Here is a 14,982-nt window from a genome sequence, read left to right on the forward strand (position 1 = left end):
GATATTCACAACCAATAAAAAAGCCGCCCAAAGGCGGCTTTAAATCTTTTACTAAACTTAGATCGAAGGCGAGTAAGTATAAGTAACAGGAACAGTTACAGTTGATGTACTAGTTCCAGTTCCAGTAGTAGTCACTGTAATAGTGGTACCGATACATACACCGTCAACTAAATCATCATCGCCTTCACACGTAGGTGTAGGTGTAGGTGGAACAGTAATAGGACGCTCTGGAGCATCACCATTCGAATTTGAAATCACACCCGCTAAAATAGTAGCGCCAACAACACCAGCAGCGATAGTACCACCAGCAACACCACCAAATGCACCGCCGCTTGCGCCAGATCCACCTTGTTGCTCTTGCTGAGCTTGTACACTAACAGAAGCGACTGCTGCAGCTACTGCTAATCCAATTAAACTTTTTCTCATCACTTTTCCTTGAAAGTATTTGACACCTGATGTCGGATATTAAAGTATCCGCTCTACGATCTCAATGCCTAATTTACGATCAATGGCTGATTTAAAGAACTTTTTAATCTGAATATTTCAAAAAGTTTTTAATCGTGTTTTAAAGTAGACATAAACTGTCACTTTATTAACACAAATGCAACATAATCCCGTTATATTTCAATACCTTTATATACTTAAATATACCTGATAAAGCCGTGTTTATTGGCTTTCAGACCAGACTGCAAACTCATTACCGCTGGGTTCACTAAAATGAAAACGGCAACCTCCGGGAAAATCAAAAATAGGACGAATGATCTTGCCATTATGCGATTTTATTTTTTGTAATGTTGCTTGTATATCGCTGCTGTAAAATACTAAAAGTGCACCGCCATTTTCAGGTATGTTGCAAAGCTCAGCTTGATAAAACCCGCCATCAAGCCCTTGATTCGAAAACGACGTGTATTCAGGACCATAATCAACAAACTGCCAATTGAATACCGCACTAAAAAACTGTTTGGTGGCACTTAGATCTTTTGCAGCAAATTCCACATAATTTAGCTTTTCATTTTCGTTCATATTAGCTCCTGAAATCTGACATTTATGAGTAACGTAAAGCAAGCGTAATCACTGAGTATAAACTTTAGATGTAATTTTAGTTTAGTTTTAATATACGCTATTGCAGAGTTGCAGCATTAAATTGAATCAAAAAGGTGTGTGACAAGATGATAAGGATACTTCCATCAAAAATCGTCCTTCTATGTATCTGTTATTTTTTATCGATACAAGCGCAAGCGAACGACAAACACAAAACAATCGAAGTTAGAGTATTTATCGCGGCCATGTTTGAAATTGGAGCTAACAGTGGTGATAAAGCCGGAGAGTTCCAACACTGGTATGAACATTATTTTAGCGACAGTAGACCAATAAACGTTAAAGGCGCACATCGTCCGGTATTTTGTAATTCAAACGGTGTTTGTGGCTCAGTATTGGGGATGGGAAAAGTAGGCTCTTCAGCGTCCATGCAAGCTATTTTACTTTCACCGCAATTTAATTTTACAAATAGCTATTTCATACTCAGTGGCGTTGGCGGTACTCCACCATCTAAGGGGACTATCGGTGACGTCAGCTGGGCAAGTTGGCTTGTAGATTATGACTTAGGTCATCGCTGGAAAGCAGAAGAAGGGCAAGCAGGCACTCCTACATTTATGCCACGCAAAGGATACGAAGATATTCGTCGCTACCAGCTTAATCCAGAATTACTGAAATGGAGTGTTTGGTTAAGTCAATCTGTGACATTAAAAGACTCCGAATCGGCCAATGCTTATCGCATGCGCTATCCACAAAAAGAAGCGAGACGCAGCCCAGCAATAACGATCGGCACCCATATGACCGGCGACACTTTTTTTCATGGACCTGGATTATCAAAACAAGCGCAATACATTACACAACTATATGCTGCTGATGACTATATCATAACTGAAATGGAAGCCACGGCTTTAGCTCAGGTTCTATCAAGAACAGTAGGAATAGATCGAGTCATGAGTCTTCGGGGAGCAGTTAACTTCGACCAAGGAAATCCCAACGAGAGCACTCTTGAGCACTTAGATCCAGCGCCAGGGGAAACCGCGGGAGGTTTTGCTGAAACCGTTGAAAATATTGTTTTGGTTGGTAGTAAGGTGGTTGACACTATTGTGGCTAATTGGGACGATTGGAAAAATGGAGTGCCTGAATTAATTCAGAATTAAATCGCTACCGAATTAACTAGCCCACGGCATTGAGTAACTGGGAAAGTCTTGGATGAGTAGTTATACCCATCCAAGATGTTAAACGAATTAACGCTCGACGATAATGCGAACGACTTTGTCATACTGGCGATGATCAAACTCACCAGTTGCCGCACCTGTCTCATCGGTTACCGGGAAGACATAGCGAGGAGTCATAACCACTTCGTAGTTATAATCACCAGAAGGGCGCACTTCTACTTCAAGAAATCCATAATGCTTGCCGCCAGAGATTAACTGCTCTCCATCCCAAACTTCAGGTGCATCTCCATGGGCACTCCAATGGGTCAACTGTGCTTCGAGAGGCAATAAATCAAAAGGTACATAATCAGTAGTCGGCGGGTACCCTGGCCCTCTAAGGCCATCGCCAGCAAAACCGACATCCCAGTAACTCACGCCATTAATGTTTACATATTCCAACAACTCATCATGGCCAGACAAAACCGCGGTAACATCATACTGTTCAAAAAGCTGCTGATAAATACGCATTGGCACACCAGACTGACTATCTTCAGCATTAGCGATACCCGCACTTCCCGATGGAAGACTATGCACACCAGTGCCAAAAGCAGTGTGGTGGAATTGCACAAAGATTACTTGGCCTTCAGCTTGAGCACTAGCAAGTTCACGTACAGCCCAATTCCATTGTTCGCTTCCTTGGTTAAAGTCGGGTACTCGTGATTCTTCACCATTGATAAACAAATTGGTATCTTGACTTGGATCCTCATCATTACCATTAGATGAATCTAAGGTAATTAAAGTTACAGGACCGTAGTCGACACGATAAAATCGTTTTTCGTAGCGTTCATCTGACGCGTCGTTGGTGGGCAAATCCCAATAGGTATTCCATTTATCATAAGACAACATAGACGCTTCAGCATTATAACCCGGCGCATCTGGATGCCAGTAATTTTCATGATTTCCTAATGCAGGAAAAATCGGTGTTGTGGAAGCTAGTGTTCCCCACTCACCGGCACTATGTCGCCAAAACTCATCCCAATCGAGTTGTCGCCCACCTTTCTCAACTAAGTCACCGGCGATCACCCAAAAATCTGGCGTTCTTTGCGCAGCGTAAACCAAGTTAGCCTTATAACCCGTTGTTTGGTCAACAGGATACTGGCGAGTATAAGTATCGGGGTCAGTACCTAGCTTATCACCACCGATCGCCAAAGCATTTGCCGTCCAACGAACAGTTTTTTCAGTCGATTCCGGCTCTGTCTCCATATCAGACATAGTAATAAATCTAACAGTTTCACGACTACCTTGATTTGGAGCTGTAGTTAACGTAGCGGCAAAAGCACTAGCCTCAGGTTGCTCGACGGTATATTCATAAGAAGTATTAGCTTCTAAACCTGTAATTCTAACGGAATGCTTATAACTAGATGCCGGAGCTTCACCTTCTGCAACCTCACTATGAGTTTCGCCAAAATTGGTTTCCCCATGAATATATTCAACTTCAGAGGTTCCATAAGTTAGCGATTCAGCCAGTTGTACATCAGACACAAAAGAACCAATACCTTCAATCGTAACTGTACCCGGTTGATCAGTGTCACTTAACCAATTCACGGTTATTTCACTCGATGTCGGGTTTTGAAGATATGGAAGAACAGTAAAGTTGATATATGATGTTGGTGTAATTTCAGCCTCAGGTGACGATTCATTGTCACTATTACAGCCAGCAAGCGAAACTATACTCACGGCGACAAGCGTTTTAAGAACATATGGAAATGTAGAGGTAGACTTCATGTACTAATACCCTATTTAAGTTATTTAGAAACAGTACAATTCCAAGGAATCAATCTGTTTAATTTAGACTGCGCGTAGGATAGAAGTGCTTAATGGCATTTTTGCTACTTATTTATGATAAATAGAAGTCAATTTAGCGTCACAAATGTGACAGAAAATAAAACGTAAAAACAATGAGTTAAAAATTTAACCTAGGTTTATTTAAGGTTAAATATCAGGGACTAAACGCGCCACGGGTGAGGCATTCCATGGGCTGGACATGCCACGGGCTAAAGCCAGTGCTACAAGATAAAAAAATTTAGGTTAGCGGTGTAGGCCATTCGTGTATTGACATCTACACCCAAGCTGCAGCCTTTTAGTCATTATTAGAATTGGCATCCATTGAAGTGGCTGCACAGTGTTGAGCAATAAACTGTGCTTGGCTTGGCATATAGTCGACAGATTTTTCGATCACGCTCTTAACGTTATCCATGCGCTTTTTTATTTGCTCTTCGCTCAATACGTCAACCATAGGATGATAACCGTCGGGCACAATACCCTGACCCACCATCACACTTAACCAACTAGTTTGATTAAATAATTCTTCGTCTTCACGAAATATGCGGCCATTTGCCTTAAATAAGTCTATTTTTCTCTGTAGATATTCTGGTATTTCCATATTGCGAACATAGTCCCAAAACGGCGTATCGTCCCTTTCTGTAACTTTGTAGTGCAGAATAATAAAGTCGCGAATGCGCTCCATTTCTAAAGCAGCCTGCTGGTTATAAGTATCTATATCAGATTTAAAAAACTGCTTTGATGGGAAAAGGCTCATAAGACGAGAAATACCACTTTGTACTAAGTGGATTGCAGTTGACTCAAGCGGTTCGATAAAACCACCAGCTAAACCTATCGCCACACAGTTTTTATTCCAGAATTTCCGTCGCATGCCGGTTTTAAACCTAATGATACGTGGCGCGGTTAACGGCTCACCATCTATACCTTCAAGTAGAATTTGTTCAGCTTCTTCATCGCTCATAAACTTCGAGGAGTAAACATGCCCATTGCCAACCCTATGTTGCAAAGGAATGCGCCATTGCCAGCCAGCTTTTTGCGCTGTTGAACGGGTATAAGGAATAGGCGCTTCGGTGGTTTTACTTTGCACAGCAACCGCACGATCACAGGGCAACCAATGACTCCAATCTTCATAACCGGTGTGCAGTGCTTGTTCAATTAATATGCCCCGAAAACCACTACAATCAATAAACAACTCGCCTTCAACCACTTCACCATTGTCTAACAACAGGCTTTCTATAAAACCGTCTTCTTTACGCAATTTCACTTCTGTGACTTTTGCATCAGTGCGTTTAACGCCATGTTTTTCTGCAATTTCACGCAGATATTTAACATATAAACTAGCGTCGAAGTGGAAAGCATAAGCGATATTATTCAGTGGCGAGTTCGGTGTATCGATTGAGCGCATCATCTTGCCCGATTTAGCGGCCACACTGTTAAACGAATAATCCTGTAAGTTGCTGGCTTTACCGAGCTTTGCCATCTTCAACCAAAATTGATGAAATTCCACACCTTCAAAATTCAAGCCTAATGTACCAAAGGGATGCATATAGCTATGATCCAACTTCTTCCAGTTAACGAATTCGATACCATGTTTGAAGGTCGCTTGGGTTTTTCTGACAAAATCATCTTCGTCTAATCCAAGCAAGTCATTAAATAGTTTAAGTTGCGGAATGGTTGCTTCACCTACACCTACATTAGCAATATCACTTGATTCTATTAAGCGGATATTCATGCCCTCTTGGCGCAGTAAAGTGCCCAAGGCTGCGGCCGTCATCCAGCCTGAAGTGCCACCACCCACGATCACAATATTTTTAATTAGGTGCTCGCTCATTTACCTCTCCTACTCTTTAACTACTCTGTGTTACTTAATGAAGCGGGTCAACTTTTTGTTGAGGTTATATCTGACTGAAAGATTACAAACATATGATTGAATGTAAATGCGCAACCAATAGGTTGCGCATAATTCTTCAGCTTAGTTAGATAGATTAGAAATTCGCTCTAACCACAAAAGAGAATCGTCTATCATTTACAAACCAAGAACGTCCAGTTCTAGTTCCTGCATCGTCAATCTGCATGGTCGTCTTGGTAACTGTATCTAACAAGTTAACGGCTTGCAGTCCGACTTTAATATTGTCAGTTACGTTGTAAAAAATCGAACCATCAAGAAAACCAGCACTTTCATTATAAATGGGTCTATAAGGCGCGATAACGTCCCTAGCGGTTAACAAATATGCAGACCGCCAGTTATAGGCCATGCGCGCTGACACATCATTCTTTTCATAAGTCAGCACTAAATTAGCAGTGTGTTTAGACTGTCCCTCTAACGGCAATGATTCAAATGCCGCTTCCGCTGGTCCATCCTTCGGTTGGCCGTCAGGTTCTGTTTCAAAAGTATTACTATTGGGCACACCTTCAGCTTCAATATAAGTGTAGTTTGCCTGTATACCTAAGCCATCAAAAGGTTCTGGCAAGAAATCGAAAAACTGTGAATAAGCAAACTCAATACCTTGCATAGTACCTTCGTCGGTATTAAGAGGTTTTTGTACCCGCACGGTATTCGTCACACCATTATTGGTATACTGCTCATCTACAGCACCGGTCACAAAGAAGTTACTCAAATCTTTGTAGAATACCGTTGTGGTTAGTGAGTTTGAGGGGCTGAAATACCACTCCAAAGAGAAGTCATACTGAATCGACTCCATTGGCGCTAAATACGGATTTCCTGAACTCCCTTCCCAAGTAACTACATCTGAGCTGTTTATGATGGCTTCACCACCAGGTTCTGATGGTTCAGTTCGGTCGGTGATAAAGATGCCATCTTGAATATTAACGTAGTTTTTTAAGTTGCCAGTGTCTGGGTAAGCAATCGCTTTAGATACCGCAAAGCGAGCAATTAAATCGTCGTCCAATTCTACTTTTATATTAAAGCTAGGCAGAATGAAATCATCCTTGTAAACATCGTTAAGTACCGCGGTACCATAGTTACCAAAGGCACTGTCATCCGCGGGTAAAAAGTTTAAGCGGTCAGAAGTATCCGCTGGATCATTAGGAATTAGGTTAGGAAAGGTAACAGCGCCATCTGTTTCCCGCTTGACTTTAACGTAGCGAACGCCAAAGTTACCATTAAATGGGAACTTGTATGCATCAGATTCAAAATCAAATCGTACATAGGCGGCGGTATTTGTTTCCACAAAAGTATTAGTTTCAGCTGGTCTAAAGGGGCCGTCTAATTGTTCGTAAGTGGGGTTGCCATTGGCATCAACACCGTTTTGTATTTGTCTCTCAGACAAGGGTTCCCAGTCAGAAGCTACTCCAGAGAGTCGACTTCCCCAATTAGCGTAGTCTTGTACTAATGCAATCGAAGGATGCAGAGTTGTGCCGCCAGGTACTATTACATTGTTGCCACGATGATGATCATCCCAGCTCACTTGTTGAACTTCGTTAATCAAGCTTTCGTTTGCCGGTAAATCCAGCCATGCAGCGGCATAGCCATCACCATCGACGTCATTACTAAATAGTGCACCAAGTGTTTGCCAGTTATATGCAGAAAAGCGCACTGTTTGTTCCCGTTCAGAGTATCGCACACCGGCTTTTATCGAAGAGAAAAAACCTCTATCGAAGGTATACTTAGTATCATAGCGAAACGCCACCGAATCCCCTTCACTGCGTTCGTAATGATCCATTGCAGAACGCCAATAATACGAAGATTTGGTTTGGAAAAAGGCCGGATTACTCTCTTGTCCGTTACCACCAGCGTTACCATTCCAAGGCTCTAAAAGTTCGATTTGAGGAACATCACCTTTTAAGTTCAAACTCAAGTTGGCTTGAGTACCTAAATATAAAGTCACATCATCGTCTTTAGTTGTTGCATCGATATACTGAATGTCAAACTCGTGGGACCAAGTATCATTCGGTCTAAATTTAACATTAAAAGCATAATCATCAACAACCGTCCGTTGCTCTTTAGCACGGGTGGTCGATTGATAAGTATTACCAAATTGCGGTACAGACGGATTTCCCCAATCAGCGGCAATAGGGACTCGCTGTTGGTCACTACCATTTGAACGCCAACCACCATCGCGTTGATCAGTAATTGTGCCATTAATGAAAGTGCCGCTATCATCAAATTCATAAGCCGGCGTGCCGTCAAGAGGATAAGTGTCACGTCTTAGGCCATCAGCTTCGTCGCCATTATTTTGATCAGTCTGATAGCTAAACGTATTTTCTGTCCAAGCCAAGGTCGCGTCTGAACGCATAAACTGGCCTGTCACTAAGGTACGTCGGTCAGGACTTTCCCATTGAGCGGCGAGTGCAAGCCCTTGTCGTTCGCGATTTATATTGTTTTTCCCAAAATTGCCGCCGTTAGGAGCAAGGACAGTTTGTCCATCGACTAAATCATCGCGGGTTAAAAACACTTCTGACTGCATACTATGAGACAGGCTATCTAACTCTGACTTAGCGACGTTAACTAGAAAACCGAACTTACCAGCGTCGGTATTCCAACTGTCGCTAAACATCGCAGAAGCACTAGGCGTTGTTTCTTCTATCAGGTCGCTGTATGTGAGATCTGCTGAAACCGCAAAAATACGCTCTTCAGAATCAAAAGGCAGGCGAGTATGTAAACTAACAGTACCACCAATCCCTCCTTCGATAAGATCAGCACTCTGATTTTTATAGACTTGTACCGACCCCATTAATTCTGGTGGGACATCTTGGAAACTAAGACCACGGCCCGAGTTTGCAGTAAATGAGTCCCGCCCGTTAAATTCACTTCGGGTTGCAGACATGCCGCGGATGACCGCGCCACTGCCTTCCACACCAAAGTGATCAGGATCATTGGCGGCGGCAAAACGTTCAATTGAAATGCCCGGAATACGTTGCATCGCCTCAAGTACGCTTCGGTCAGGAAGCGCACCAATATCCGACGCGGTTATTGCGTCGACAAAAGTATCGGCTTCACGTTTTAATTCTTGCGCCTGAATGACGCTTGATCTCACACCTCTGACGTTGATTACTTCAACATCATCGCCTTCAACTGCGGTGATTGCCCCAGCTTCTTGTGCCAAGCTTTGGCTGCTAAAACCCATTATTGCTAGTGCAATCATGGATTTATTAAATCTAGGTATACTCTTACGTTTTAGTTCGGCTAATTCGTTATTATGTTGCACGGTTAAGCTCCAAGTTCGTATGATTATTTATGGTTTTATTTTTATTGTGTTTATTTGGCAATGCGCTTACCAGCAGCCCAATAAATGCCGCCGTATAAAAGGTCTAAAAACACTCACTCTGTCTAGCATTCAATGTATTCAAAATAGTCAAAATCAGCTTTGCATTGCTGTCCTGACACATCTTGGCAAGCCATACCGACAAAACCCCCGGTAAAATGACAGCCATCGCCTCCACCTGCTTCATCAGAAATAATGGTGTAGTCAAGGTTAATAGGCAGTTTTGTCCAGTGTTTTTCGTCCACTGAAAAAGAGAAGGTGAGTAAGTGATGGTCAACATCTGCTCTTAAATATACAGGCCCTTGGTTTGGCAATAAAAAGCGGGGATCCGTGATGAAACCGTCTGTATGCCCCTCGCGAAGGCCAAATGTGAGGGTTAAGTCTTGGTTACCCAAACAACTCATCACATCCACAAAACGATTACCTTCATCGTCGATGGATACGTAACAATAGTGAAATTTATTGCTGTTGTAATAACAGATAAGCCCAGCAGTTTGCTGAAAATTAGTTGGCGAAAACTCCATAGCGGTTTGTGCTGAATAAGCAAAAGCCTGTTGTCTGCGGGCGACTAACGCATGTTCGTATAACGACCCGATTGATTCTCGGCCAATCAAACGCATGTAACCTGGTCGAGCACTTAAACTGAACAAGCGCTCGGGATTCGGTGTACGTAACCATTGAAATTCTATTGGTAGCTCTGGTGTATCAAAATCATGTTTATGTTTAGTGGCAGGCCATGGATGTTCTGGCATATTCGGCGCTGGCACTAGCATTTCGGGTAGCCCATCTGTGACTGCATTTTCAACTCTTAGCCAGTCATCCTCAGTCCAATAAGTCTTTTGCAAACCGGTTTCACGGCCAAGTGGACAGCGTCGTTCGCCTAATAATGGACGACCGCACAAATGAACAAGATAAGTTTCACCGTTGGGTGTTTCAAACAGATCGCCGTGCCCTGTCCGCTGCAGCCCTAAATGTTGGTTGTCTTTAGCGGTTAGCAAGTACCCATAAGGGTCTAGCTCGTAAGGACCGTCAATATTTCTAGAACGAGCAACCGTCATCGCATGGGTATAAAAGGTGCCACCTTCGGCAGTGATTAAATAATAGTAACCGTTTCGTTTATACAAATGAGGGGCTTCGGTACAAGCGAGTTTACTGCCGGCAAAGATATTCTTGATTTCACCAACAAGTTGCTTTTTAACAGGGCAATATTCTTGAAGCAAAATACCACCAAATCTATTCTTTTGATGGCGATGATCCCACACCATATTTACGAACCACTTTTTGCCATCATCATCATGAAATAAAGATGGATCGAAGCCGCTAGAGTTCATGTAAATAGGGTCACTCCACTCGCCATCTATAGTGTCGCAAGTAGTCAAATAGTTGTGTGCGTCTTTGAAATTGCCATCGAATCGTTTTACGTCTGTATAAATTAGATAAAACAGCCCATCATGATAACTAAGACACGGGGCCCAAACTCCGCAAGAATCCGGCTCGCCACGCAAATCCAACAAAGCCTCTCGATTTAATGGCCGACTTAGTAATCGCCAATTTTTTAAATCTTTTGAGTGATGTATTTGCACACCTGGGTACCATTCGAACGTGGATGTAGCGATGTAAAAATCGTCACCAACGGCAACAATACTCGGGTCAGGATTGAAACCTGGAAGTATTGGATTTTGTATCATTGTTTGAGTAGAGGTTGTCATTCTCACGCTTCCTTAAAATCACGTGTAAGTTTGTAAAATTTCATGCATGCAAATACTACAAGGCCGGCAATAACAGAGCTTGCAGAATACAAAAACAGGATGCCGTTCAAAGCTGATTCGCTTTGATCTATATTTGGTTGGTAGCCAGAGGTTGCCAGAATCCAGCCAGTAAACGCGCCGCCCAACGCGATACCTAGCTTGATCATCAGGAGGTGGCCAGAAAACGCCATTGCCATCGCACTTTGACCTAACTTTTTAGCGCCATAATCAACGGTGTCGGGTACGGCTGAAAATAGTAAAGGGGTAAATATCATGTGCGTAAAATTGGCTAAAATTGAGAACACTAGTGCAATTTCCCATGCATCCCGGGGCACAAAGAACAACACACCATTGGCAACGACTATGCCCAGAGCAGAAATGCGCATCAGTGTTACTTTGCAAAATCTTTTTACCAGCCAATTCGCACTTAAAGCCCCCGCTATACCAGCAACCATACCGCTGGTCATAAATAACGTAATTAAGCTCTCTTGTTGCAAATAATATTGCACGTAATAAGGAGTGGTTGCGCCTCGCATCGCCACGCTGATTAGCAATAGCAGGCTAACAAGGGCGATGATTCGCCATTGATCATTTTGCAGCATTTTTGCAAAGTCGAGCCAAATGCCTTTGAGAATATTATGTGTAGTCGATTTCGGGATTTCTACTCGTTCTTTGGTCAGTGAAAAGCAACCGACAAAACAGATTACGGCAAAAACGGACAAGGTGGCCATTGCCATCTGAAAGCCCCGTTGCTCATCCCCTTGACCAAAAAAGTCAACTAGCGGCAACATACTCGCGGTGACAATTGCACCGCCTGCCATTGCTAGCGCAAATCGATAGGATTGTACCGAAGCGCGTTCGGTCGGAGACGGAGTCATAACGCCGCCGAGCGCAGAGTATGGGATATTAATCCCGGTGTAAGCGGTCATCAATAAGGTATAAGTAATGTAAGCGTAGATAAGCTTACCGGTGGCACTAAAATCTGGAGTGGTAAAAGCCAAAACGGCCAGTAATCCATAAGGTATAGCGAACCACAGCAAATAGGGCCGATATTTCCCCCACTTTGTATTGGTTCTATCTGCAATTCCTCCCATAACAGGATCGGTAATCGCATCGAATATTCTAACCACTAAAAACAAAGTGCCTACTGCTGCTGCAGATATTCCAAATACGTCAGTGTAGAAATACAATAAAAAGCCCATAACAACTTGGAATACGATGTTGCTTGCCGCATCGCCAAGACCATAGCCAATTTTTTCGGTAACGCTTACCTTAACCATTCTGCAATTACCCTGAACTATTGATATTCGCTGGCTAATGCCACTAAGTCTTGCACGAAAGCTTTAGCTTGATAGTCACGATCAAACAACAGTGGGTAATCGGTTCTGCCGTTCATCGGCCAATTGTTGCGCCACGTATCATTATCAGAAACACCCCAAAACGTGACTCTGTCAATGTCCTGTCGATAGGTTAAAAACAATCTAAATAGATCTTTATATGCTTTAGCTAATTTAAGATAGGATGATTGGGAAATGCCATTCGCATACGGGTTGTATTCGTCTTGAAGCACAAAATTTAAAGAAATATCCGCTCCCATGTTGTTTTCATCTGGGAATTTAAGTACGGAAATGTCTAGTTCAGTAATCATCATGGTTAAGCCCGCCGCAGCGACTTTTTGAATACTTAGTTCCAACTGTCTAAGTGGGGGTTCTACTCCGTAATGACCTTGTTCGCCGATACCGTCAATACGAATACCTTTGGCTTTAAGACGCTTGGCCATAGCGATTACGCTATCCATTTTTGCCGCTTTATATAGGTTATAATCGTTATAATAGAGCTTGGCATTAGGTGCGGCTTGATGTGCGTATTCAAAAGCTTTTTCTATAAAATCATCGCCTATAATTTGTAACCACTTCGACTCCCGTAAAGTACCATCTTCGTTAAAAGCTTCATTGACCACATCCCAGCCTTTGATATCGTCTTTATATCTGCCTGCTAGAGCGAATATATGGGTTTTCATTCGAGACAGTAAAAGCTCGCGACTGGCAAGATTGCCGTTTGCGTCTTCGAAAACCCAATCCGGAGTCTGCTGGTGCCACACTAGAGTATGACCAATAATGTTTTTGTTGGTCGACTTTGCGTAATTAACAAGAGCCTCTGCGGCTTCGAAAGTGAAATTGTTTGAGCTAGGTTGAATGCTCTCCCATTTCATATCGTTTTCAGCTGTCAGGGTGTCGAAATGTCTATTTATAATTACGACAGACTGACGATCCTTGCCGTTTGCCTGTTGCGTATTGATTGCAACACCAATATTGAAATGCGGAGCGAAGGCGCTCTGAAGTGAAATATCCGTTGTATTGCTGGCCTGTGTACTAGTCGATTTAGTATGTGTGCAGCTAGACACAAAGCCAAACACTAAGCATAAAAACACCGTTGTTATAGTTAATTTCATTATTTCACCGAAAATCCCAACCAAAATGTTAGCGCTAACAATATTTTGTTGTATTCGGTTTGTCAATTGCGGTTTTACGTTATTTTAACAATATTTTTACTTGAATCTCTTAATTGCAGACGGTAGTCCAGTACATGGCGCATGTTAGAAGCTTTAAGTGTTTTGTCAGCTTTCGAGGTTGTTAAGATATCAATAGCAAGTTCGGCCATCTCTTTAATAGGTTGGGTAACCGTTGAAATATTGGGCCAAATTGTGGTGGCAAGTTCGGTGTCATCAAAGCCTACGATAGAAACATCTTGCGGTACATCTAAATGTTTCATGTGTGCAACAGAGACAACAGCAGCTGCCATTTCATCATTTGCAGCAAATATCGCGTCGGGTTTGTTCGGCAGTTCCAGTAATCGTTTAGCCGCATCCAAGCCGGATTTGTAAGTGAAATCGCCTTGTTCAATATACTCAGGAGGCATCATTTTTTGATTGGAACGTAAAGCGTCTAAATATCCTTGGTAGCGCAATCTACTTACACCTTGGTTGGGGCTACCAATAATATGCGCGATCCTAGTATGGCCGCTTTTAATAAGTTGCTCAGTTACGTCGAATGCCGCCTGATAGTCATCCATACAAATGTAGTGGCTAACGGACAAATTAATGTCGGGAGCAATACGAACGAAACCAACATTTGCATTTGATAATAAATCTACAACCTCCGGCATATTGCTAATAGGCGGGAGCAAAATCAGCCCATCAACTTTGGTTACTTCAATCAGGTTTTTTATTATGTCTAAGGCTTTTTCGCGATCTCCGGCTGTTTCGTCTAAAACAACATGATAACCAGATGTACGACATTTACGTAAACCACCAACTAGAAATTTATTAACATATGACGAACTGGCGTATTCGCACACCAAGCCGATGAAATAAGATTTAGAGGTTGCTAAATGTCGAGCAGCTATATTCGGCTTATATTGCATTTCATTAGCTATTCTACTTACTTTTTCACGGGTCTTTGCACCCACCTTAGGATCATTATTCATTACTCTCGATACAGTCATCATGGAGACGGCAGCTTTAATCGCGATATCTTGCAGTTTAACCTTAGACATTTATTCCGAACCATTTGTTGGTGAGGCAATATGTAGAGTCGCATAAGTCTAATTGATCATGTTGAATAAACCAAAATGTTAAGTAACATTTTGGTTTATTTATTTTGTTAAAACGACTTTAAGAGGGCGATATTCCACGGACTGAAGCCCGTGCTACAGGTTTGTTGCATATTTTGGCTTTCACATTGGGGTGGAGTCGGTTGTTTTTAGCTTCGTAGAAGCGTTAAGCGACGGAACGGGCAGCATGGATGCTGCACTGGAGGTAGCCACATGGAGGTGTGACACCTAGATGCCTATTACATGAACAGCTATTACATGACACTCGCTGGGTATGGTTTCCCTGCGCGATAGTTCTTGCGCGGCAGCGCTTAGAGTAAGGGCTATCCAACTGTGATTGAGATATCCGCTTAAGTTTTAAAGTGT

10 protein-coding genes are annotated in these 14,982 nt (G+C 42.6%); 1 reads left to right on the forward strand and 9 read right to left on the reverse strand.

Annotation, left to right across the window (positions count from 1 at the left end):
- Positions 1–57 precede the first annotated feature (57 nt).
- Together Q4567_RS08845 and Q4567_RS08850 are read right to left on the reverse strand one after the other, a co-directional pair.
- Positions 58–426: a hypothetical protein gene (locus Q4567_RS08845; RefSeq protein WP_216049394.1), complete on the reverse strand. Its 369-nt coding sequence runs from the start codon at positions 424–426 to the stop codon at positions 58–60.
- A 240-nt stretch (positions 427–666) separates the two neighbouring features.
- A complete protein-coding gene (locus Q4567_RS08850; RefSeq protein WP_216049395.1) occupies positions 667–1,023 on the reverse strand; it encodes a VOC family protein in 357 nt (118 codons plus the stop codon).
- Between the two features lie 146 nt (positions 1,024–1,169).
- Here Q4567_RS08850 and Q4567_RS08855 point away from each other — a divergent pair, with 146 nt between their 5' ends.
- Positions 1,170–2,192, forward strand: coding sequence for a purine nucleoside permease (locus Q4567_RS08855; protein WP_216049396.1), 1,023 nt, complete (start codon positions 1,170–1,172; stop codon positions 2,190–2,192).
- 87 nt (positions 2,193–2,279) lie between these two features.
- Here the strand turns inward: Q4567_RS08855 and Q4567_RS08860 are convergent, their stop codons facing one another.
- From Q4567_RS08860 to Q4567_RS08890, 7 genes are all read right to left on the reverse strand, one after another.
- The gene (locus tag Q4567_RS08860; protein WP_303500108.1) at positions 2,280–3,974 is read right to left on the reverse strand and encodes a metallophosphoesterase; all 1,695 of its coding nucleotides are present in this window, start codon (positions 3,972–3,974) and stop codon (positions 2,280–2,282) included.
- Positions 3,975–4,329: 355 nt separating this feature from the next.
- Positions 4,330–5,862: a tryptophan halogenase family protein gene (locus Q4567_RS08865; RefSeq protein ID WP_216049398.1), complete on the reverse strand. Its 1,533-nt coding sequence runs from the start codon at positions 5,860–5,862 to the stop codon at positions 4,330–4,332.
- A gap of 154 nt (positions 5,863–6,016) precedes the next feature.
- Positions 6,017–9,199: a TonB-dependent receptor gene (locus tag Q4567_RS08870; RefSeq protein ID WP_303500109.1), complete on the reverse strand. Its 3,183-nt coding sequence runs from the start codon at positions 9,197–9,199 to the stop codon at positions 6,017–6,019.
- Between the two features lie 122 nt (positions 9,200–9,321).
- Positions 9,322–10,965 carry a glycoside hydrolase family 43 protein gene (locus tag Q4567_RS08875; RefSeq protein WP_303500110.1) on the reverse strand — a complete coding sequence of 548 codons (1,644 nt, stop codon included), beginning with the start codon at positions 10,963–10,965 and terminating at the stop codon, positions 9,322–9,324.
- Between the two features lie 2 nt (positions 10,966–10,967).
- Positions 10,968–12,284 (reverse strand): glycoside-pentoside-hexuronide (GPH):cation symporter, encoded by a 1,317-nt coding sequence (locus Q4567_RS08880; RefSeq protein WP_303500111.1) that lies wholly within the window; start codon positions 12,282–12,284, stop codon positions 10,968–10,970.
- 17 nt (positions 12,285–12,301) lie between these two features.
- Entirely contained in the window at positions 12,302–13,456 is a 1,155-nt protein-coding gene (locus tag Q4567_RS08885) for an endo-1,4-beta-xylanase (RefSeq protein WP_303500112.1), read from the reverse strand.
- Between the two features lie 74 nt (positions 13,457–13,530).
- On the reverse strand, positions 13,531–14,559 hold the full coding sequence (locus Q4567_RS08890) for a LacI family DNA-binding transcriptional regulator (protein ID WP_303500114.1): 1,029 nt from the start codon (positions 14,557–14,559) through the stop codon (positions 13,531–13,533).
- Positions 14,560–14,982: the final 423 nt, after the last annotated feature.

This window comes from Aliiglaciecola sp. 2_MG-2023, assembly GCF_030548145.1.
Classification (GTDB): Bacteria; Pseudomonadota; Gammaproteobacteria; order Enterobacterales; family Alteromonadaceae; genus Aliiglaciecola; species Aliiglaciecola lipolytica_A.